The 18,614-nt window shown below is 62.4% G+C and carries 23 protein-coding genes; 6 read left to right on the top strand and 17 right to left on the bottom strand.

All coding sequences use genetic code 11. The features are described 5' to 3' along the window. Position 1: 1 nt before the first annotated feature. Positions 2 to 904, top strand: a complete 903-nt coding sequence (locus AC0L17_RS03185) for a 4-(cytidine 5'-diphospho)-2-C-methyl-D-erythritol kinase (protein WP_473514737.1) — start codon at positions 2 to 4, stop codon at positions 902 to 904. Further along, positions 891 to 1,448: a molybdenum cofactor biosynthesis protein B gene (moaB, locus tag AC0L17_RS03190; protein ID WP_473514738.1), complete on the top strand. Its 558-nt coding sequence runs from the start codon at positions 891 to 893 to the stop codon at positions 1,446 to 1,448. Before AC0L17_RS03185 ends, moaB begins: the two co-directional genes overlap by 14 nt. Positions 1,449 to 1,488: 40 nt before the next feature. On the opposite strand, the gene AC0L17_RS03195 is transcribed toward moaB, so the two are convergent. Next, on the bottom strand, positions 1,489 to 2,316 hold the full coding sequence (locus AC0L17_RS03195; protein WP_473514739.1) for an MBL fold metallo-hydrolase: 828 nt from the start codon (positions 2,314 to 2,316) through the stop codon (positions 1,489 to 1,491). A gap of 186 nt (positions 2,317 to 2,502) precedes the next feature. Beyond that, a complete protein-coding gene (locus AC0L17_RS03200) occupies positions 2,503 to 3,438 on the bottom strand; it encodes a cyclase family protein (protein ID WP_473514740.1) in 936 nt (311 codons plus the stop codon). Positions 3,439 to 3,729: 291 nt separating this feature from the next. Between AC0L17_RS03200 and AC0L17_RS03205 the strand changes: the two genes are divergently transcribed. Beyond that, entirely contained in the window at positions 3,730 to 3,972 is a 243-nt protein-coding gene (locus tag AC0L17_RS03205; RefSeq protein ID WP_091596052.1) for a type II toxin-antitoxin system Phd/YefM family antitoxin, read from the top strand. Between the two features lie 102 nt (positions 3,973 to 4,074). On the opposite strand, the gene AC0L17_RS03210 is transcribed toward AC0L17_RS03205, so the two are convergent. Continuing rightward, positions 4,075 to 4,581 carry a glycosyltransferase gene (locus AC0L17_RS03210; RefSeq protein WP_473514827.1) on the bottom strand — a complete coding sequence of 169 codons (507 nt, stop codon included), beginning with the start codon at positions 4,579 to 4,581 and terminating at the stop codon, positions 4,075 to 4,077. Positions 4,582 to 4,732: 151 nt separating this feature from the next. Here AC0L17_RS03210 and AC0L17_RS03215 point away from each other — a divergent pair, with 151 nt between their 5' ends. Both AC0L17_RS03215 and AC0L17_RS03220 read left to right on the top strand, forming a co-directional pair. Further along, positions 4,733 to 5,887: a PA0069 family radical SAM protein gene (locus tag AC0L17_RS03215; RefSeq protein WP_027152303.1), complete on the top strand. Its 1,155-nt coding sequence runs from the start codon at positions 4,733 to 4,735 to the stop codon at positions 5,885 to 5,887. A gap of 155 nt (positions 5,888 to 6,042) precedes the next feature. Beyond that, positions 6,043 to 6,738: a ribonuclease HII gene (locus AC0L17_RS03220; protein ID WP_287061527.1), complete on the top strand. Its 696-nt coding sequence runs from the start codon at positions 6,043 to 6,045 to the stop codon at positions 6,736 to 6,738. 184 nt (positions 6,739 to 6,922) lie between these two features. Here the strand turns inward: AC0L17_RS03220 and AC0L17_RS03225 are convergent, their stop codons facing one another. The 12 genes from AC0L17_RS03225 to AC0L17_RS03280 all read right to left on the bottom strand — a co-directional run bounded on the left by AC0L17_RS03225 (position 6,923) and on the right by AC0L17_RS03280 (position 15,468). Continuing rightward, entirely contained in the window at positions 6,923 to 7,414 is a 492-nt protein-coding gene (locus AC0L17_RS03225; RefSeq protein WP_473514741.1) for a F0F1 ATP synthase subunit B, read from the bottom strand. Between the two features lie 10 nt (positions 7,415 to 7,424). Then, entirely contained in the window at positions 7,425 to 8,024 is a 600-nt protein-coding gene (locus AC0L17_RS03230) for a F0F1 ATP synthase subunit B (protein WP_473508769.1), read from the bottom strand. A 77-nt stretch (positions 8,025 to 8,101) separates the two neighbouring features. Continuing rightward, positions 8,102 to 8,326, bottom strand: a complete 225-nt coding sequence (locus AC0L17_RS03235; RefSeq protein WP_023799397.1) for a F0F1 ATP synthase subunit C — start codon at positions 8,324 to 8,326, stop codon at positions 8,102 to 8,104. A gap of 82 nt (positions 8,327 to 8,408) precedes the next feature. Then, positions 8,409 to 9,167, bottom strand: a complete 759-nt coding sequence (locus AC0L17_RS03240; RefSeq protein ID WP_077381387.1) for a F0F1 ATP synthase subunit A — start codon at positions 9,165 to 9,167, stop codon at positions 8,409 to 8,411. Positions 9,168 to 9,237: 70 nt separating this feature from the next. Continuing rightward, positions 9,238 to 9,636: an AtpZ/AtpI family protein gene (locus AC0L17_RS03245; protein ID WP_023799399.1), complete on the bottom strand. Its 399-nt coding sequence runs from the start codon at positions 9,634 to 9,636 to the stop codon at positions 9,238 to 9,240. Between the two features lie 242 nt (positions 9,637 to 9,878). Next, the gene (locus tag AC0L17_RS03250; RefSeq protein ID WP_473514742.1) at positions 9,879 to 11,063 is read right to left on the bottom strand and encodes a cell wall hydrolase; all 1,185 of its coding nucleotides are present in this window, start codon (positions 11,061 to 11,063) and stop codon (positions 9,879 to 9,881) included. 289 nt (positions 11,064 to 11,352) lie between these two features. Further along, a complete protein-coding gene (locus tag AC0L17_RS03255; protein WP_473514828.1) occupies positions 11,353 to 12,240 on the bottom strand; it encodes an SDR family NAD(P)-dependent oxidoreductase in 888 nt (295 codons plus the stop codon). After that, complete coding sequence (locus AC0L17_RS03260; RefSeq protein WP_473494403.1) at positions 12,240 to 13,019, bottom strand: hypothetical protein; 780 nt, start codon at positions 13,017 to 13,019, stop codon at positions 12,240 to 12,242. The genes AC0L17_RS03255 and AC0L17_RS03260 overlap by 1 nt, the downstream gene beginning before the upstream one ends. Positions 13,020 to 13,029: 10 nt before the next feature. Next, entirely contained in the window at positions 13,030 to 13,617 is a 588-nt protein-coding gene (locus AC0L17_RS03265; RefSeq protein ID WP_473514829.1) for a protein-S-isoprenylcysteine O-methyltransferase, read from the bottom strand. Positions 13,618 to 13,774: 157 nt separating this feature from the next. Next, on the bottom strand, positions 13,775 to 14,359 hold the full coding sequence (locus tag AC0L17_RS03270; RefSeq protein WP_473514743.1) for a hypothetical protein: 585 nt from the start codon (positions 14,357 to 14,359) through the stop codon (positions 13,775 to 13,777). Between the two features lie 139 nt (positions 14,360 to 14,498). After that, positions 14,499 to 14,636 carry an ABC transporter gene (locus tag AC0L17_RS03275; protein WP_091596207.1) on the bottom strand — a complete coding sequence of 46 codons (138 nt, stop codon included), beginning with the start codon at positions 14,634 to 14,636 and terminating at the stop codon, positions 14,499 to 14,501. Between the two features lie 235 nt (positions 14,637 to 14,871). Continuing rightward, complete coding sequence (locus AC0L17_RS03280) at positions 14,872 to 15,468, bottom strand: L,D-transpeptidase (RefSeq protein WP_473514744.1); 597 nt, start codon at positions 15,466 to 15,468, stop codon at positions 14,872 to 14,874. Positions 15,469 to 15,656: 188 nt separating this feature from the next. Here AC0L17_RS03280 and AC0L17_RS03285 point away from each other — a divergent pair, with 188 nt between their 5' ends. Beyond that, positions 15,657 to 16,415, top strand: coding sequence for an SDR family NAD(P)-dependent oxidoreductase (locus AC0L17_RS03285; protein ID WP_473494406.1), 759 nt, complete (start codon positions 15,657 to 15,659; stop codon positions 16,413 to 16,415). Positions 16,416 to 16,455: 40 nt separating this feature from the next. Here AC0L17_RS03285 and der read toward each other — a convergent pair whose 3' ends face one another. Continuing rightward, on the bottom strand, positions 16,456 to 17,886 hold the full coding sequence (gene der / locus AC0L17_RS03290; RefSeq protein ID WP_473514745.1) for a ribosome biogenesis GTPase Der: 1,431 nt from the start codon (positions 17,884 to 17,886) through the stop codon (positions 16,456 to 16,458). Between the two features lie 3 nt (positions 17,887 to 17,889). Beyond that, the gene (locus tag AC0L17_RS03295; RefSeq protein ID WP_473514746.1) at positions 17,890 to 18,555 is read right to left on the bottom strand and encodes a tetratricopeptide repeat protein; all 666 of its coding nucleotides are present in this window, start codon (positions 18,553 to 18,555) and stop codon (positions 17,890 to 17,892) included. Between the last annotated feature and the right edge of the window lie 59 nt (positions 18,556 to 18,614).

The raw sequence follows: 18,614 nt of genomic DNA on the forward strand, positions 1-18,614 counted from the left end.
AGTGGCTTCCGGCAATAGGGTCCGGGCATTGCATGCGCATGCCAAGATAAATCTCGCGCTGCACGTCACCGGCAGGCGCGCCGACGGCTATCACATGATCGAGAGCCTGGCGGTGTTCACGCGCTTCGGCGACCGGGTTGACATCGAGCTCGCCGACAGCGACGGGTTTTCCGTGTCGGGCCGATATGCCTCCGCAGTCCCGCTCGACGACAGCAATCTGGCCGTGAAAGCGCGCGATGCGCTGCGAAAACAGGCTGGTGCGCGGCATACGCCGCCGGTCGCAATCAGGCTCGAAAAGAACCTGCCGGTCGCATCCGGCGTCGGCGGCGGCTCGAGCGACGCCGCAACGGTGCTGCGCGGGCTGGTTGAGACATGGCGGCTGGACCTCGACGATGCCGACCTGGCGCGGGTCGGCCTCTCGCTGGGCGCCGACGTTCCCATGTGCCTTATGGCAAGGCCGCTGATCGCGCGCGGCGTCGGTGACGAATTGTCGGCCGTGCCGGGCTTTCCCGCGCTCGGGCTGGTTCTCGTCAATCCCGGCACTGCCATCTCCACGGCAGAGGTGTTCAATGCGCTTTCTGATCGCGACAATGAGGGACTGCCACCGCTGCCGCGCGACCTCGACTTCCACAGTATCCGCAATTGGCTGGAGATCACGCGCAACGATCTCGAGCCTGCGGTACGGGCGATCCAACCGATCATCGGCAAGGCGCTTTCGGTGCTCAACAAGGCCGGAGCGGGGTTCGCGCGAATGTCGGGTTCCGGTGCGACCTGTTTTGGGCTGTTCGAGACCGGCAATGTCGCCAAGCGCGCCGCCGTCGATATCCGCAGCCGCCATCCCGACTGGTTCGTCGCCGCGACGCGAAGCATGACATCGGAGCCTGACGCATATGGCCAGGATTGACGAAAGCCGTTCCTTCATTCCCGTGCGCATCGCAGTGCTGACCGTTTCCGATACGCGCGGCCCTGCCGACGACAAATCCGGCCAGACGCTGGCCGACCGCATCGTCGAGGCCGGCCATATTCTCGCTGCCCGTGACATCGTCACCGACGACCGCGAGAAAATCCGCGACAAGGTTCAGAACTGGTCGAGGGACGAAGCGATCGATGTCGTCATCACCACCGGCGGGACCGGTTTTACCGGCCGCGACGTAACGCCGGAGGCGCTGGAGCCGATCTTCGAAAAGCGCATGGACGGCTTTTCCGAAGTGTTCCACCGCATTTCCTACGACAAGATCGGCACGTCGACGATCCAGAGCCGGGCGACCGGCGGCGTCGTCAACGCGACCTTCGTCTTCGTGCTGCCGGGTTCGCCCGGCGCCTGCAAGGACGCCTGGGACGGTATTTTGAAGCCGCAGCTCGACTACCGGCACATGCCCTGCAACTTCGTCGAGATCATGCCGCGCCTGGACGAGCATCTGCGGCGCGGCGGCACCAAGACAAGTTAGCAAGAGGCCACGCATGGCGGATTGGATCGAGCCGAAGCGATCAGACACCTTCGAGGATGATGATCGTGGGCCGGTCGGGCAGCGTCTTCAGTGAGACCGTCAGCGATCGGCCGGAGAGGAATTCCACCGCGAAATCATCGCCCATCCTGCCTGTGAATTCACTGATCGGGGTCGCATGGCGATGCATCGGCAGGATCATCGAGGAATAGAGCCGCGCGGTGATTTCGGTCATCCGGTCGAGCGACAGCGTCATGCCGCCGTCGATAGGCACCATGAGGATATCGAGCCGGCCGATGGCGCCGTAATGCGCGTCCTCCAGCCGGTGATGCAGATGGCCGAGATGGCCGATGCAGAGTCCAGCCACTTCGAAAATGAAGATGGAATTGCCGTCCTTGCCGAGATCGCCGCCATTGCGGATATCCGTCGGCACGTTGCGGATATAGACATCGTCGACGACAAGCGCGTGGCGCGCCGGACCGCCGTCCGGATTCCAGCCGCGCAACACATATTCGATGCCGGGATCGACATGGTCCGAATAGTGGGTGCGGTGGGCCTTGTTCATAGTCACGACGCGCGGCAGCGGGTCTGCGCCATAGACGCCGGAAAAGTCAGTGGCGATCCTGACGCCGGAGGGTGTCTCGATCACGTAGGTCGAATGGCCGGCATAGGTGATTGTAACGTCGCCATCGACGAAAGCCTGGGCCAGCCGAGACGTCTGCGCCTTTGGCGCCGTGAAGCTGGCAAAGGTGGCCGACGGCAGCGCTTCAGCGATCGCAACGCATCTCGACGGCGGCGGCTCTTCCTGGGCCGAAGCGGCGAACGGCCAGAAAGCCACAGTCAGCAGAACGGCGGCGGACAGGCGGAGCAAGGCTGTCTCCCGTGGCAGGATTGGCGCACGTGCCACGATAGCGCCAGCAATTGTGATGACTATCGTCGGGACAGTCACGTTTTCGCGAGCGCGGAGGAGCTGATCGTCTGGACCTTTGTCCCGACTTGCGCGACAAATCGCGTGGAATGCGCCATGGCCCGGGCTCCTGACTGACATCGCCAGTGATCAGGGTGTCGGGCGGAAGACGCCGTTCTCGTCGCGCTTGAGCGGCGCGGTTTGCCGGGAAAGCGGCGCACCAGGCGCTTCGGTGACCGAGACGCCCTCGGTCCAGTCGGCGGGTGCAATCGCGATGTAACGCGCGTATCCGCCTGACCCGCCGAGCGGCTTGGCGAAGCCGATTGTGACCAACGCACCGGCCTCTGGCACCTTGTCGAGATTTGCAACGCCTTCTGCCTGAGTGAAATCGTTGTGAAGCAGCCAGTGTTCGCCTTCGAGATTGGGCGTGGTGTCAGTGTCGAGCGGCTCATGACCATGAAACAGGATCTTCCGCTCCAGGTGCAGGAATTTCAGTGCGTTCAAACTGACGCCTGGAAACGGTTTTTGGTTGAAGCGGGCGGCATCGGACCATTTCCTGTACCAATCCGAACGCACGAAGACGACTGAACCTTCTGGTATGCGGCCGTGCCGCTTTTCCCACTCCTCGATGTCGGCGACCTGGAGGTGATAGCCTTCGTCAGTCCGCACCTTGCCGCTGATGTCGATGACGACGAGCGGCCGCACGGCATAGGTGGCCGGCAGGTCGCTGATCGTTGCGCCGAGCGGGTTCCAGTGCGAGGGCGGATCGAGCTGCGTGCCATATTGGTCCGTCGTCAACTCGTAGGCGCTCGCGACAAACCCGTGCTTGTCGTAAGTGAACTCTTCGCCGGCCTTGACGTAGCCATCGATGTCCTTCCCGGCGACAGCCGGCCTGAACCTGGCATTGGCGAAGCCCGGCCATACCGGCTGCACCGGCTCGAAGGCGTGGGTCAGATCGATGTACTTGGCCGATTTGAGCGTGTTCTCATAAACCGACCAAAGCGACGATTCCTGCGCCACCGCGATCGTTGGCACTGAGCAAGCGGCTGCCAGCAAGGCGATACGAACGAATTTGGATATATTCATCTGCGATCTCCCCGAAATCTCGCCGAGTATCGCGAGTTTCCCGCAGGACGACAAGCATGTGCATCCCTCCCACGAATATCGCGCCAATGCGGTTCCATCATGCCCGGCCATCACCGCATGCAGGAGTTCGTCGGCTGATTCAATTTGCTTCAATCGCTCCGGATAATTGTCGTAAGATCAAGCGTTGACCAACACGGAAAAATCGCGCTGCCGTCGTCTAAAGTTCCCGATTGCCGTTCTGTCCACACGCCGCTCGACGACGGCGCTGACGCGCGACCTCAGGAGAGAACCATGACCATCACCGTCAAGGTCGGAGAGGCCAAGACACACCTGTCAAATCTGCTGGCCAAGGTCGAAGCCGGCGAAGAAGTCATCATTTCGCGCGGCAACGAACCGATCGCGAAACTGAGCCGAATTCCCAAAATCAACGACCTGGGCGCCCTGATCGAAGAAGTCCGCGCCGCGCGGTCCAGGGCCAAGCCCGTCACCGCCGAGGAGGTTCTGGCCTGGAAGCATGACAGCCATCGCTACTAATGGTCTTCGTCCTTGATGCGTCCGTTGCGGTCGCATGGCTCCTTCGGAGGAACACAGACGACGCGACCGTCCCTCGCCCGCTTACCGGCAAAGAAACGACCGTCACTTCACCGGCGCCACCCAGATCTCGGCGTCGAGCCGCTTGGTCGCAAGGCCGCGGGCGATGGCTTCGGCGCTGCCGACATTTTTCGATAGAGCCGCGGCCTGACGCTTGCTGATCACCAGCCCTTCGGCCAGTGCCCGGTTTCCCAAAAACACCCGCGACAGGAACGACACGCGGCTACCGCGCGCCCGCGAAAATCGCGCCGGCATGGTTTGCCTGGCGGTGTGGGCGACGACCTCATCGATCCAGCCCTCGCCCAACCGCGCGCCCGGCTCCAGCAGCAGCAGCCAGTCGCCCTTGGCCTGCCTGATGCCGGCAGCGATGCCGCCGCTCGCCACATAAAGGCAGCCGGCATGTTCGGCAACGCGGTGCGTCTGGTCGGTCGAGCCGGTGTCGCAGACGATAACGTCGCGCACCACGCCCTCGACCGCGCCGCCGATCAGCGAGGCGAGCGTGCGGGCAAGTCTTTCCTCGTCATTCAGGGTCTGGATGAGAACGCTGAGCATCGTTAGCCGAATAGCGGAAAGCCGGGCACAGCGCCAGTTTTTGCGTCGCCCCATAAAAATGTTCTTGCTTTGTTCCAACGGATGAAATAGGATTATTTTCATGAACAGAGCGATTCGACAGCCAGCCGACAGTCCCTGGGAGAGGGCGAAAATGGAACAGATCGTGCGTGCCGACATTGCTGCCTTCGGGGCTGGAAGAGCCGAGATGGCCAATGCAATGATCGAGCAGAGTGGCGTCCGTATCCGTCCGGAGCGCAATCGCGGCCGGTCCGCCGGCATCAACCCGTCCGGCCGGTTCGAGCCGGTCAGCCGGCATGTGTTCGACGATGGCTGGAATTCGCTTGAGGAGTTGCCGCCGTTTAAGACCGAGGTGCAGGTCGAGAAGCCGCGCACCATCGTCACCCGCAACGAATCGCCCGACATTTCCTTCGACCGCTCGATCAATCCGTATCGCGGCTGCGAACATGGCTGCGTCTATTGCTTCGCGCGGCCGACGCACAGCTTCATGGGCCTGTCGCCGGGACTGGATTTCGAATCGAAGCTGTTCGCCAAGCCGGATGCGGCGCGGCTGCTCGACAAGGAATTGTCGAAGGACGGCTACCAGCCGCGCACCATTGCCATCGGCACCAACACCGATCCCTATCAGCCGATCGAGAAGCAGTACCGGATCATGCGCGAGATCCTCGAAGTGCTGGAGGCGCGCGGCCACCCGGTCGGCATCGTCACCAAATCCGCGCTGGTGACGCGCGACATCGACATTCTGTCGCGCATGGCCGAACGCGGGCTGGCCAAGGTGGCGCTGTCGGTGACGACGCTCGACCGTATGCTGGCCAGAACGATGGAGCCGCGCGCGTCGACGCCGACCAAGCGGCTGGAGGCGATCAGGCAGCTTTCGGATGCCGGCATTCCGGCCTCGGTCATGGTCGCTCCGATCATCCCCGGCCTGACCGATCAGGAGATGGAACGAATCCTCGATTCGGCACGTGCGGCAGGAGCGCGCGAGGCCGGCTACGTCCTGCTGCGCCTGCCGCTGGAGGTCGCGCCGATCTTCAAGGATTGGCTGCTGCGTCATTATCCGGACCGCTACCGACACGTCATGTCGCTGATCCGCTCGATGCGCGACGGCAAGGATTACGATTCGGAATGGGGCAAGCGCATGAAAGGCTCCGGCCCCTATGCCTGGCAGATCGGCCGGCGCTTCGAGATCGCCGCCAAACGGCTTGGCCTCAACGCCGAGCGGCGGTCGCTCAGGACCGACCAGTTCGTCGCCGCAGCCAAGGCAACCGAGCAACTGATGCTGCTTTGAAGACATCGTCTGCCGCCGACGCCGGCGGCAGATGAAAAAATCCCGTCCGGCCTGTCCTGTCCCCGGGCTTGCAGACGGTGCCCTCCGGGTCCGGTGCCTCACCCGACCCGGAGGGGCTTGCGGAGAATCGGAGCCGATGCGAACCTCGCCGCAACATGGCTCGCGCGCGTTCTGATTCTCCGCTTCTCTTCGAAATCGTTGAGAGACCCGATTTCTCCTTCGAGACGAAGGCGATGGCCGAAGGCCTGTGGCCGGTGGCGGGAATGGACGAGGCTGGGCGCGGCCCGCTCGCCGGACCGGTCGTCGCGGCAGCGGTAGTGCTCGATCCCGCCAACATTCCCGACGGTCTCGACGATTCCAAGCGCCTCAGCCACCTGCAGCGCGAGGCGCTGTTCCTGAAAATCCTCGGCTCCGCTCTTGCCGTGTCGATGGCGTCGGTCAGCGCGGAAGGCATCGATGGCAGCAATATTCTCAAGGCCAGCCTCGAGGCGATGCGCCGCGCCTTGGTCGGGCTCTCGGTGCAGCCAAAGCTGGCCCTGGCCGACGGCCGCGACGTGCCGCCCGGACTGCCATGCGAAGGCAGAGCGCTGATCAAGGGCGACCAGCGCTCGCAGTCGATCGCCGCCGCCTCGATCGTCGCCAAGGTGATGCGCGACCGCATGATGTGCGGCTGCGGCAGCCATCACGCGCATTACGGTTTCGAGCTCCATATGGGCTACGCCACGGTCCGCCACCGCACGGCGATCGAGGTGCATGGACCGGTGGCGCGGCTGCACCGCGCGTCCTTCGCACCGTTCCGGCTTGGCGGAACCGAAGTGCTCGACGAAGAGAGTTTTTCCGGTCTGGATTGAGGCGAGCGCCCATCTCCCCCCTTGAGGGGGAGATGGCCGGCAGGCCAGAGGGGGTAGCCGCGCGTGAAGCGCCGCGCCCCTCTTTCATTCGACATATTATCCGATAGGGCGTCGCGACGCCGAGGCGACCCCCTCTGTCGCCTTCGGCGACATCTCCCCCTCAAGGGGGGAGATTCTCCCCGCTTTAATTCAGCCTGGACTTGACGTCCTGAAGCGAGGCCTGGAACAGGTCGGCGCCCGCCTTGGCGTCAATCTTGGCGGCGAGCAGCGTGCGGGCGGCTTCGACGGCGATATCGACGGCACTGGCGCGCACTTCGCCGATCGCCTCGCGCTCCGCCTGACCGATCTTCTGTTCGGCAAGCGCGGTGCGCCGGGTGACATAGTCCTCGGTCTTCTTGTGCGCCTCGGCAGCCAGCATGTCGGCCTCGCGCTTGGCGGCGGCGACGATGTCGGCGGCCTCCCGCTCGGCTTCCTTGCGCTTGCGCTGGTATTGGCCGAGCAGTTGCTGGGCCTCCTCGCGCAGCCGGCGCGCTCCTTCAAGCTCGTTGCTGATCTTGTCGGCGCGGGCGTCGAGCGCCTTGGCGATCAGCTTCGGCACCTTGACGTAGACGGCAATGGCCAGAAAAATGACGAGGGCAACGGTGGCCCAAAGCGTCGCGAGTGATGTGGCGTCCATGATGCGCTCCTCACCGGGCCACGGATTTGACGGCTGCCGCGATCTCGGCCTTGCTGGCCTTGCCGCCGACAAGCGCCTCGACGATAGCCGAAGCCGTGTCCTCGGCGATCGTGCCGACTTCCTTCATGGCATTGGCCTTGATGGTCGAAATGCGAGCCTCGGCTTCGCCAAGCTTCTGGTCAAGCGCTGCCTCGACCTTCTTGCGGGCGGCCTCGGCTTCCGCCTTGGCGGCATCGTTGGCCTGCTGGCCGATCGCATTGGCCTTGGTCTTGGCCTCCGCCAGTTCCTGCTCATAGGCGGCAACGGCGGCATCGGCCTCGCCCTTCAGCCTGGCGGCATGGTCGAGGTCCTGGGTGATGCGGTCGTTGCGGACATCGATGATGCCGCCAACACGCGGCATCACCACCTTCTTCAGGAACAGGTAGAACAACCCGAAGGTGATCGCCAGCCACACAAGCTGCGACGGGAATGTCGCCGGATCGAATGGCGGGAACACGCCGTGCGCCTCGGCAGGCACACCGGTGCTGGAATGCGTATCGCCTTCCGTGCCGGTATGGCCGCCTTCGACAGCAGGCGCGGACTCTTGCGCAAAGGCAGATGTCACGAACATGGACTATCCCCTGATGTCAGGTCTGCCGCGGATTTGCGGCCGGCCCTTCCAATTCCCAATGTTAGCCGAACAGGGGCTCAGCCGAACAGGGCCAAAAGCGCGATGAGCAGGGAGAAGATGCCCAGCGCTTCAGTCACGGCGAAGCCGAAGATCAGGCGGCCGAACTGGCCATCCGCGGCCGACGGGTTGCGCAGCGCGCCCGCCAGATAGCTGCCGAAGATGTTGCCAAGGCCAATACCGGCGCCACCCATGCCGAGGCATGCGATGCCGGCGCCGATGAACTTTGCTGCTTCTGCTTCCATGTGTTCAACTCCTTTGGATCTAAAAATTCCGTTGCGATTTCTATCCCGGCAGCAGGGCCGGAAACTCTTGGGTCAACCTGGGTCAGTGCCCGGGATGCAGGGCGTCGTTCAGATACATGCAGGTCAGCACGGCAAAGACGTAGGCCTGCAGGAAGGCGACCAGCAGCTCCAGCGCCGTCAGCGCCACGGCCATCGCCAGCGGCAGGACCGATCCGGCAATGCCGAGCGTGCCAAGCGCGCTCAAGCTCACCACGAAGCCCGAGAACACCTTCAGCGTGATGTGGCCGGCCAGCATGTTGGCGAACAGACGAACCGAGAGGCTGACCGGGCGCGATACGAAGGAAATCACCTCGATCAGCACCACCAGCGGCAGCAGGTAAACCGGCACGCCATGCGGCACGAACAGTTTCAGGAAACCAAGGCCATGCTTCATGAAGCCGTAGACGACGACGGTTCCGATCACCAGCGCGGCAAGGCCGAAGGTGACGATGATATGGCTTGTGACGGTGAAGAAATATGGAAAAAGACCGAGCAGATTGGCAACAAGAACGAACATGAACAGCGAAAATACCAAGGGAAAAAACTTCATGCCTTGGGTTCCGGCTGCGTCCCTCAGCATGTTGCCGACGAATTCGTAGGCCATTTCCGAGACCGACTGAAGACGGCTGGGAACGAGGCTGCGGCTCGAGGTGCTGAGATAGAGGAACGCCGAGGCAACCGCGACGGTCGCGACCATGAAGAGCGCCGAATTGGTGAACGACAGGTCGTAGCCGCCGATCTCGATTGGAATCAGCTTGTTGATATGGAACTGGTGGATCGGATCGACCTTGTCAGCAGCCACTTTAAATCCCCATCAAAGCCGCGCGCGGCTTTAGTGTCCTGTTCACTGCGCCGGCAAGCGGCGCCTCAAGTCATTCTTTCGGATCGCGGGCTTTGTCGCCCTGTCCGAATTCCGCCATAAGTCCCGCGGAGCGCAGGACATTGAGCACGCCGGCGCCAAAACCGAGCAGCAAAAAAACAATCAGACCCCATGGCGATGTCCCCGCCACACGGTCGATGATCCAGCCAAGACCCGCACCAACCACTATCCCGGCGATGAACTCGCTGGATAGCTTGAGCGCCTGGCCATATCCGGCCGCACTGCCCGCTTTCGCGTCGTCTTTCCCCTCGAGCCGGTCCGGCCGCCTTGTCGCAAGCGATGCTTCAAGGTCACGCCGGCGGCGCTCAAGATCGTCGTCGCGGATGTCGGCTTGACGCTGTTTGCCGCGGCCGGTTTCTCCGGTTCCGTCTGGCCCATTCTTGTCGGCCATCGCAACCCCCTTGCCCGGTCAGATCGTCACCGTCCGTCCGCTCTTAAGTCGCCGGCAACATAGTTAGAGGGTCCCCGCCCGTCAAGCCACGGGCAGGCCTTCAGCGTCAAGTATTTTTCCCATGAAAATCAATAGCTTGCCAAGGTGCGACATCGTGCCCGCTACCTCTGCTGGCGTGCCGCAGCCGAATCCCTGCGGCGACGGGTCTTGGATCGGCCGCGCCCGGGGCCTTGCCGGGGCGCTCAGCTCCAGCCGCCGCCGTAGGTGCGGTAAAAGATATGCAGGCCGATCCTGGTCATTTTTTTCATCGTCCGCGCCCAACCCGGGTTGACGTAGTTGGCGTAGTAATGGGTCGACGATCCGACTTCCGGGATGAAGATCTTGCCGGCAGTGACCGCCATGGCGATGTCCTGCGCGGTCTTGTAATGGGCCGGACTCTGGATGCGCTTCTTCCTGCCGTCGCAGGCGAAGGAAAACTGGCAACGATTGAACCATTTGTCGTTCTGATAGACGACGCCGCAGATCGAGTTCGGATAGGCCGGATTGCGAACGCGATTGAGGATGACCTGGGCGACGGCGGCCTGGCCGCGCACCGATTCCCCGCGCGCCTCGAAATAGATCCCGTTGGCGAGGCAAGTCTGTTCCGCTTTGGAGAAGACGCTCGCCGGCAACGGAGTTTGCATCCACGAATGATCGCCCTTGGCCACCGGCGGAATGAAGCGGCCATCGTTCGGCTTCTCGTCCTGAAGCAAGGCCTCGAAGGGCGAAGCCTGGGCATAGTCAGGCGCGGCCGCTGCGTAGGCCGTCGCCAGGACGTCGGGGCGGTCGTTGTTGACCAGCGCGGCCAGCATGGCCGGCACGCCGGGATCCGGCTTCTTGTCGACGCGTCTATGGAACGCGGCGGCAATCTGGATCTCCTTGCCTTTGATCTCGGGCTTGGCGAAAGCCATTTTCAGGCCGCTGTCCATGCTCGGGCGACGCAGCGAGGACGTGCGCTCAAACACCGAGCCGGCATTAAAATTCTTCGGCGGCGCGACCGGCGAGACGATGATGATGCGGCCCTTCTTGTCGGCGCGCATGATGCGGTCCTCGTCGGGCGTCGTGCCGGCCACGCTGCCCTTGCCGCGAAACGATACGGCGCCGATCCCGGGCAAGCGGACGCCGGAACCCGAGATCGAGCCGGTGGCATCCGAATCGAGGAAAGGCATTTCGGCGGCATGGACCGAGCCGGCGACGGACTTCTCGACATAGGCGTTCCAGCGGGCGCTCGGCCGCTTGAGGCCGGAGACCAGGCTCGTCATGTCCTGATAGGCGATGACATTGGGAAAGCCGACCCAGATGCCAAGTCCAATGACCAGAGGAGACAGAAAGGAACGTCTTTTCTCACCGGCGAAAGCGACAAGCCGCTTCAAAACACGTCGATGCACGGAACTCTCCAGAAACGCAACGGACCCCACTGGAGAGGCACGATGATGCATTAACCTTGATGGGGCGTTAACGGACCTCGACAGCGGCAATCATTTCAAAGGCGTTGTTGGAGAACGGCTGCAACGGTCGCAATAACTGCTCCGCAGAGCGCTGTTGAGAGATGCAGGAGCCTCCCCCATGCCATCAACATGCTTAACGGCTATGCCACGTACATGCTTAACGGCCCGCCATCGGCGAGCGGTCTCTTGCTTCAATGAGGTTTTTCCGTGGCGTGCTGGTCCGGTCAGGTCAGGGGGTAATTCCCCGAGGGCCCCGGCGCAGCTGGATCTGGCGGGCACCGCAGCATTTCTTGAACTTCAACCCTGAACCGCAAGGACATTGATCATTGCCGCTGCGTTGCAGCCGGCCGACCAGGGGCAGCATCGCTGCGGAAGGCAGGAGCGTCGCCGCAAGGGCCACCAACTTGGCCGAGATTCCCGGCACGACCAAGCGACGACCCGATTTGAACCCTCGCCACGCCCGTTCGGCCACATACTGCGCATCCACCTTGGGCAAGACGTTGAAGAGCACCGTCTGATTGGCGCCTGACCTTGCGAGAAACTCCGTCGACACAGGGCCAGGCGCCACGCATGTGACCGTCACACCGGTTCGGCGCACCTCCTGGTGAAGCGCCTCTGAGAAGAAGCGCACGAAACCTTTGCTGGCGAAGTACAGAGCCATATAAGGCCCGGGGAGGAACCCGGCCACGGAACTGAGATTGAGCACCCCGCCCCGTCGGCGCGCCACCATTGCGGGCAGAAAATGGAGGGTCAGTTCTGTGAGGGAATGTATGTTGAGATCGATGATGCCGAGTTGACCATCAACAGGCAGCGCCGTCGTCGCGCCGCGCAAGCCATAGCCGGCGCTGTTGACCAGGACATCGCAGACCAGGCCATGTGCGGACAGAAAGCCCTCCAGGCGCGTTGGCGCGTCGCCTGCCACGAGATCCAATTCGAGCGTGAAGGCCTCGCCACCCGCCTGCCGAACCTCAGACGCCGCGGCGGCCAAGCCCTCGGGCGAGCGGGCAACCAGCACGATCGCGACGCGCTCCCGTGCAGCGACGCCTGCAATTGCCCGGCCAATTCCACCCGAGCCGCCAATCACGACGACGGCCGGCCGCAATTCATGGTGCGAAATCACGTCGCGTTCCTTCGTATTGCGGGAGCGACAACATCCTGACCGAGCAGCACCACTTCATTGGCGACAGTGCCGTTCAGGATCTTTTCGAATCGCTCCAGTGCTCGTGCGACGTTCGCTCCATCCATGACCCGGTGATCGTAGTGGATGCGGACATTCACCGATCCGTCGTTGCCGATCGGACCGTAGTTCAGAAGCGTGGTCAATGGTGTCAGCGGGTTGAGTGATTCCGCGCCGAGACCAGAATAGACGGACAGTTGGAAGGTACCGAAGTAATTTGCCCTTTGCCGGGCGATGTTCAACCCCAGCCACATAAGCAGCCACCTGACCGGCGCGGGCGCAGCTGCCATGCGCAAGGCACGCCGGAACTCCGGGACCTCGAGGACCGGCCGTGACCGAGCCGCGTGGATGGCCGCCTCGAGTTGCGTGATGGAGTAGCGCTCCGGGCACTTGATGCAGCTCAGCAGAACGGCCGGCTCGCCTTCATATTCGCGCTCGTGGGCAATCGAGGCTACGCTTGCCGGATACTCGTAAAGCTGCGGCCAGGGCAACTTCACATAGGCGCGCCGCAGTTCCGGCATCTCGATGGCGAGAAGCGCATATCCTTTCAGGAAGATCGCGGTCCACGAGGGCCGGGTCTGCTGCGCCATTCTGGCCCTTACCAGTGGGCCGAGGTTCATCTGACGCTGCACCGCGACCCGTGGCACGCCGATCGAAAACCTCATCAGATCGCCAACAAGGCGCCGGGGCGCCGAAAGCTTGAGGGCTCGGCCTCGCATGAAACGACCTCTAATAAAGATAAGGGATTATTCGCTTGGTCCTTTCCATATAGGCACGGTATTGCGGGCCTAAAGTCTCCAGCATCATACGCTCTTCCTTATCCACTCTCAGCAGGAAAAGCACGGCGAAACCAATCAAGCCGGATATGCCCGCAACCCAGTTCGGCAGCAGAAAGAGCTGGCCGAGCCCCATAAGCAGGAACGAGGTGTACATCGGGTGACGGACCAAGGCGTACGGCCCGGCGCTAACCAGTTCGTGCCGTTCGCGAATCTCGAGCGTGATCGACCAGTTACGGCCAAGTTCCTTGTGGGACATGCGAAAAATCCACAGCGCGGAGCAGAAGATGATGGTTCCGAGCGCCACCGACCACACGCTGGACGGATGGTCAGCCGCTGCGGGGATGCCGGTGGCGACATAGAAGCCAGGCAGGATCGCCAGGCCAAGGAGAGCCGATGCAAGCCCGACGGTGTCGGAACTTGAGCGGCCGCCAGCTACAATCCGCACGCGCCTTGCCCGGCGCTCGAACGGATACCGGATCACATACCAGGCAACGAGGCCGATCACCCATATGATCTCGCCAAATGAAGCTACAGAAATGGTCACTTCAGGTCACCGGAGCCTTTTCTCGATCTGGGATCACGATAGACCGTCGCAACGATGCCAGCGTCCGAAATGTCGACCGATAGACATTCAGAGCGCGCTCCTTTCGGAGTTGACCAGGCGAATGAGGCGAAAGCGGTTTGCCAATCGCATTTCAACCGCCGTTCATCTCCCGAAGGTTGGTTATGAATTGTTGCGGCCGGAGCCAGGTACCGGGGGTCTTATACCCCATCGATTTGGCGATGTCCGCTACGAATGCGTTGCAGTTGTAGAGCGAGGCGTGCCAAAGTGGAGAGCTGGCCTGCAGCTTTCGTATGCTCGCGACGACTTTCCTATATTCGGCTTCGGTAAGTAAAACGCGCCAGCTTGCCGACCGGTAGGCATCTTCCAGGTCGCCGTCCGTCCACCCGGTCGTGGCTGGCACAGGCGCCAAATGGCCGAGAACATAGACATTGGGATCATCGGACTTCGGAGCGAGCCCCGCGACTTCGGGGTTGACCATCCGTCCCGCCTGGTTCAATCGTCCAAAAATCACATAGGAATGGCCGTAGGTAAGGGCGTACCGGGAGCGGAACTCGATGAAATGCCGTTGGGCCGCGCGCGCCGGCATCGCCGCGGTACTCAGTGCCCGATTATTGGATACAAAAGTCGGCTGGGGTTTGTTGTCTTGCGACTGGCATGACGCCGCGACTAGCGCGAGCAGGGCCACAATTGCTGAACGGCCACTTACAAGCGTCATCTCATCCAGAACTCCGAGGACCGCAGACCTGCTGCCAGCCTATGCCCGTTAACCGCAGGTAGGCTGCGAATCCGGTGGCCCCTGCATATCGATAGGGAAGGGCCTGGCGGCCCTTCCCAAAATCTTCGAAAGCCGATGCTTACTTAATCACTGGCTCTTCTACGGCAACGGGTTCCGGCGGAGGAGCCTTCCCCTTTCCTTTACCGATCCCGTTCGCGCAGCCGCTCAGGCTGGTAACGGCGAGGGTAGCAACCATTACAATCAACATTCTGTTCATCAAGCAATCCTTTCCCCAGGGGCGGAACAGCCTATAGAATCGCCACAAATAAAAAATTACATGCAGCCCAACCAAGTTAGCTGCGATCTACACCAAAGCCTAGTGCAGAAATGACACAGTCGGCATTCGGTTGCAGCCGAAATCCTTGCGGTGACGTGCCGGCAGGTCTCACCATGCAACGGAGATCAGGCCTGCCCACCATCAAACCACCACCACCATCAAACCACCACCATCATCAAACCACCACCACCGTCGTGCCCAAAGGAGTCCGTTCGTAGAGGTCGATGACGTCGTCATTTGTCAAACGGATGCACCCGTTCGATACCGCGGTGCCTATCGTCCATGGCTCGTTTGTACCATGTATCCGGAAGTAGGTGTCGCGCCCGTTGCGATAGAGATAAAGGGCACGCGCACCAAGCGGGTTGTTTGGTCCGCCAGGGACCCCCCCTGCATACTTCACCAAGCGCGGCTTGCGCCTCATCATGCTGGTGGTGGGTGTCCACGACGGCCAGTCCGCCTTGCGGGCGATGGTCGCTGTACCCTTGAACGAAAGTCCCTGCTCGCCGACGCCGACGCCGTAGCGCGTCGCCCACCCGTCGGTCTCGACGGCATAGAGAAAACGTTGCGAAGTATCGACGACGATCGTTCCAGGCGGCTCGTTTCCGTGGTACCGCACCTGCCTCCGTCGGAAACGAGGATTGATGCCATCCCCTGGTCCGAACGCGGATGAAATCGGCTCCGTCACCTGTCGTAACGTCGACGTACATCCGGAGAGCATCAGAGCCAGAGTACCCAGCACGAGCCCCCGGCGCGCAATGTGGTGTTCTTCCATTTCTACCTGCTAGGAAACTGGTCGATCTACCGCCCCGCTCGTCTCTACCATTCCACGGCCTGCGGGCCAAGTCTCGCTGTGGGGTGGCAAAATGAATTCACAGGATTGACAAGCGAATTGGAGCGAAACTTCTTGCGATAACCGTCTGCCTCTGTTCGTTAGGTCACAAAGGGCATAGGACAGAGACGATGAAGCCTGACTTCCAAGGTAAAGTCGCGATTGTGACCGGCGCAGGCTCCGGAATAGGAGCGGCTGTTTCACGGCAACTCGCGCAAGAGGGAGCCGAGGTCGTTGTCGCCGACATTGATGCCGAGGCCGCGCGCCGCATGGCCGCCGAAATAGGCGCGCAAGGCGGCAGTGCCTACGACTTTGCGGTCGATGTCACGGATGCGGCAGCCGTCGAAAAGCTGATCGAGTTCACTGTCCAGAAATGCGGCGGACTGGATATGGCGGTAAACAATGCCGGCATCGACGGCGTTCGAAAAGCGACGGCAGACTATCCGCTCGACAACTGGCACAGGCTGATGAACGTCAATCTGAATGGCGTCTTCTACAGCATGAAGTACGAAATCGCCGCCATGCTGGATCGAGGCGGAGGCGCCATCGTGAACATGTCCTCGATTCTCGGTTCCGTCGGCTTGCCGACTGCGTCCGCATACACGGCAGCGAAACACGGGGTCGTTGGGCTGACCAAGGTTGCGGCGATTGAATATGCGAGGATGGGCATCCGGATCAATGCCGTCGGCCCCGGCTGGATCGAAACGCCGCTTCTATCGGAGCAAGCGGAGGCATTAGCCAATACCAGGCGCATGGCAGCCCTTCAGCCGATGGGCAGGCGCGGCAAACCGGAAGAGGTAGCGGCTCTTGTGTGCTTCCTGTTGTCCGATCAGGCCAGCTTTATCACCGGCAGCTACCATCTGGTGGACGGAGCCTACACCGCCCATTAAAGCGCGTCGCAGCTGATGCCGGCGCCCGGAGACGCGGCGCTCAGCGGCGTTTCTTCGCCTTGCCGGCGAACGGATTTTCCGAGGTGCGCAAGGCGATGCGGATCGGCACGCCTGGCATGTCGAAGGCTTCGCGCAGGCTGTTGGAGAGATAGCGAACATAGGATTGGGGCATCGCGTCCGGCCGTGAGCAGGACACGACGAAGCCCGGCGGGCGCGTCTTGGCCTGGGTGACATATTTGATCTTCAGCCGGCGACCGGCGACGGCGGGCGGTGGATGATGCGCCAGGATGCCTTCCAGCCAGCGGTTGAGCTTGCCGGTCGAGACGCGGCTGTTCCACACTCTGTGCGTTTTGATGACGGCATCCATCAGCTTGTCGAGGCCGCGCCCGGTCTCGGCCGAGACCGGCACCGCCTGGATGCCGCGCGCCTGCGGCAACAGCCGCTCGGTCTTCTCGCGCAGTTCCGCCAGAAGTTCCTGGGGACGGTCGATCATATCCCATTTGTTGAAGGCGATCACCGGCGCACGGCCCTCGCGGATGATCAGGTCGGCGATCTGCAGATCCTGCTTCTCGAAGGGAATGGTGGCGTCGAGCACGATGATGACGATCTCGGCAAAGCGGATGGCGCGCAAGCCGTCCTGCACCGACATGACTTCCAGCTTTTCGTGGATCCGGGCCTTGCGGCGCATGCCGGCGGTGTCGAACAGTTTGAGACGGCGGCCATGCCAGTCCCAGTCGACGGAGATGGAATCGCGGGTGATGCCGGCTTCTGGCCCAGTCAGGAGCCGCTCCTCGCCGATCAGGGCATTGATCAGCGTCGACTTGCCGGCGTTCGGACGGCCGACGACGGCGATGCGCATCGGTTTGGTATCGTCATAGCTCGGCTCGGCGTCCGGATCGGTGATGTCCTCGCCGATCAGCACCTCGCTGGCGGCGGCCTCCTCGTCGGCATCTTCTTCTTCGCCGAAGGCGCGCGCCTCGCCCAGTGCTGATATCACCGCATCGCGCAAATCGGGCAGGCCTTGGCCGTGTTCGGCCGAGACCGGGATCGGCTCGCCAAGGCCGAGTTCCCAAGCCTCCAGCATGCCGCCCTGGGCGCCGCGCGCTTCGGCCTTGTTGGCGACCACGACAACCGGCTTGCCGGACTTGCGCACGATCTCGGCGAAAGTCTTGTCGTCAGGCATCAGCCCGGACTTGGCGTCGATGGTGAAAAAGATCAGGTCGGCTTCGCGGATGGCGATCTCGGTCTGGGCGCGCATGCGGCCCGGCAGCGTCGAAGCAGCAGCATCCTCGAAGCCGGCGGTGTCGATAACGTCGAAATGCAGATCGTAGAGCTTGGCGGCATGGACGCGACGGTCGCGGGTGACGCCCGGCGTGTCGTCGACAAGCGCCAGCTTCCTTCCCACCAGACGATTGAAAAGGGTCGATTTGCCGACGTTAGGCCGGCCGATGATGGCGACTTTGAACGTCATCCGTCACGACACATTGCCCGACCCACGGATCAACTCGGACATCAACGTCGCCCGCTCGCGCGCGTTGCGCGGGGCGCTTTCATCCGAGGCGATCTGGTCGAACAGTTTCAGTGCGTCCGTTGCCTTACCTTCCTTCCAGGCGGCAAGGCCGAGCGCCTCGCGCGCGGTATGGCGCAGCGGATTGGTGTCGGCGGTGAGCGTCTCGACGCGGCTCGAGACATCGGCGAACGAACCGTGGTCGACGAGCAGCAGCGCAGCCCTGAGGCGCGCCATATCGCGAAGGCCTGATGGAATGTCCGTGTCGGCGGCGACTTCGTCGAAGTCCTTGACGGCGGCGGCGACGTCGCCCTTATCCGCCTTGACGGTTGCCGCCCGCATGCGGGCGAGCAGCGGATAAGCGCCGTAGCCATCTTTTTCCAGCGCATCGAGGGCCGCCAGCGCTTCGTCGCTCTTGCCCTCATTGGCAAGCTTCAGCGCCTGCGAGAAGGCATCGCCCGAGCGATTGGCGCGGGTCTCGTCCCAATAGCGATAGCCGACGAAGGCGGCGGTGCCGACCACAACCAGTATCGCGAGCGCAAGCAAGGCAGGACCAAAACGGTCCCACAGCGCATGCGCCTGATCGCGACGCATCTCTTCATTGACTTCGCGGATAAAACTGTCGTCCGACATCTCAAAACCATCCTGCCCGCCTCAGGGCGGTTTAGAGCGACGTGCGTCCATGGAAAGTA

Source organism: Mesorhizobium sp. WSM4829, from assembly GCF_055811475.1.

Excerpts from the sequence above, each read along its gene's own strand:
- moaB (WP_473514738.1), top strand. The coding sequence starts at position 891 with ATGGCCAGGATTGACGAAAGCCGTTCCTTCATTCCCGTGCGCATCGCA.
- AC0L17_RS03200 (WP_473514740.1), bottom strand. The coding sequence starts at position 3,438 with ATGAATATATCCAAATTCGTTCGTATCGCCTTGCTGGCAGCCGCTTGC.
- AC0L17_RS03205 (WP_091596052.1), top strand. The coding sequence starts at position 3,730 with ATGACCATCACCGTCAAGGTCGGAGAGGCCAAGACACACCTGTCAAAT.
- AC0L17_RS03210 (WP_473514827.1), bottom strand. The coding sequence starts at position 4,581 with ATGCTCAGCGTTCTCATCCAGACCCTGAATGACGAGGAAAGACTTGCC.
- AC0L17_RS03215 (WP_027152303.1), top strand. The coding sequence starts at position 4,733 with ATGGAACAGATCGTGCGTGCCGACATTGCTGCCTTCGGGGCTGGAAGA.
- AC0L17_RS03220 (WP_287061527.1), top strand. The coding sequence starts at position 6,043 with ATGGCTCGCGCGCGTTCTGATTCTCCGCTTCTCTTCGAAATCGTTGAG.
- AC0L17_RS03225 (WP_473514741.1), bottom strand. The coding sequence starts at position 7,414 with ATGGACGCCACATCACTCGCGACGCTTTGGGCCACCGTTGCCCTCGTC.
- AC0L17_RS03230 (WP_473508769.1), bottom strand. The coding sequence starts at position 8,024 with ATGTTCGTGACATCTGCCTTTGCGCAAGAGTCCGCGCCTGCTGTCGAA.
- AC0L17_RS03235 (WP_023799397.1), bottom strand. The coding sequence starts at position 8,326 with ATGGAAGCAGAAGCAGCAAAGTTCATCGGCGCCGGCATCGCATGCCTC.
- AC0L17_RS03245 (WP_023799399.1), bottom strand. The coding sequence starts at position 9,636 with ATGGCCGACAAGAATGGGCCAGACGGAACCGGAGAAACCGGCCGCGGC.
- AC0L17_RS03260 (WP_473494403.1), bottom strand. The coding sequence starts at position 13,019 with ATGCGAGGCCGAGCCCTCAAGCTTTCGGCGCCCCGGCGCCTTGTTGGC.
- AC0L17_RS03270 (WP_473514743.1), bottom strand. The coding sequence starts at position 14,359 with ATGACGCTTGTAAGTGGCCGTTCAGCAATTGTGGCCCTGCTCGCGCTA.
- AC0L17_RS03275 (WP_091596207.1), bottom strand. The coding sequence starts at position 14,636 with ATGAACAGAATGTTGATTGTAATGGTTGCTACCCTCGCCGTTACCAGC.
- AC0L17_RS03280 (WP_473514744.1), bottom strand. The coding sequence starts at position 15,468 with ATGGAAGAACACCACATTGCGCGCCGGGGGCTCGTGCTGGGTACTCTG.
- AC0L17_RS03285 (WP_473494406.1), top strand. The coding sequence starts at position 15,657 with ATGAAGCCTGACTTCCAAGGTAAAGTCGCGATTGTGACCGGCGCAGGC.
- der (WP_473514745.1), bottom strand. The coding sequence starts at position 17,886 with ATGACGTTCAAAGTCGCCATCATCGGCCGGCCTAACGTCGGCAAATCG.
- AC0L17_RS03295 (WP_473514746.1), bottom strand. The coding sequence starts at position 18,555 with ATGTCGGACGACAGTTTTATCCGCGAAGTCAATGAAGAGATGCGTCGC.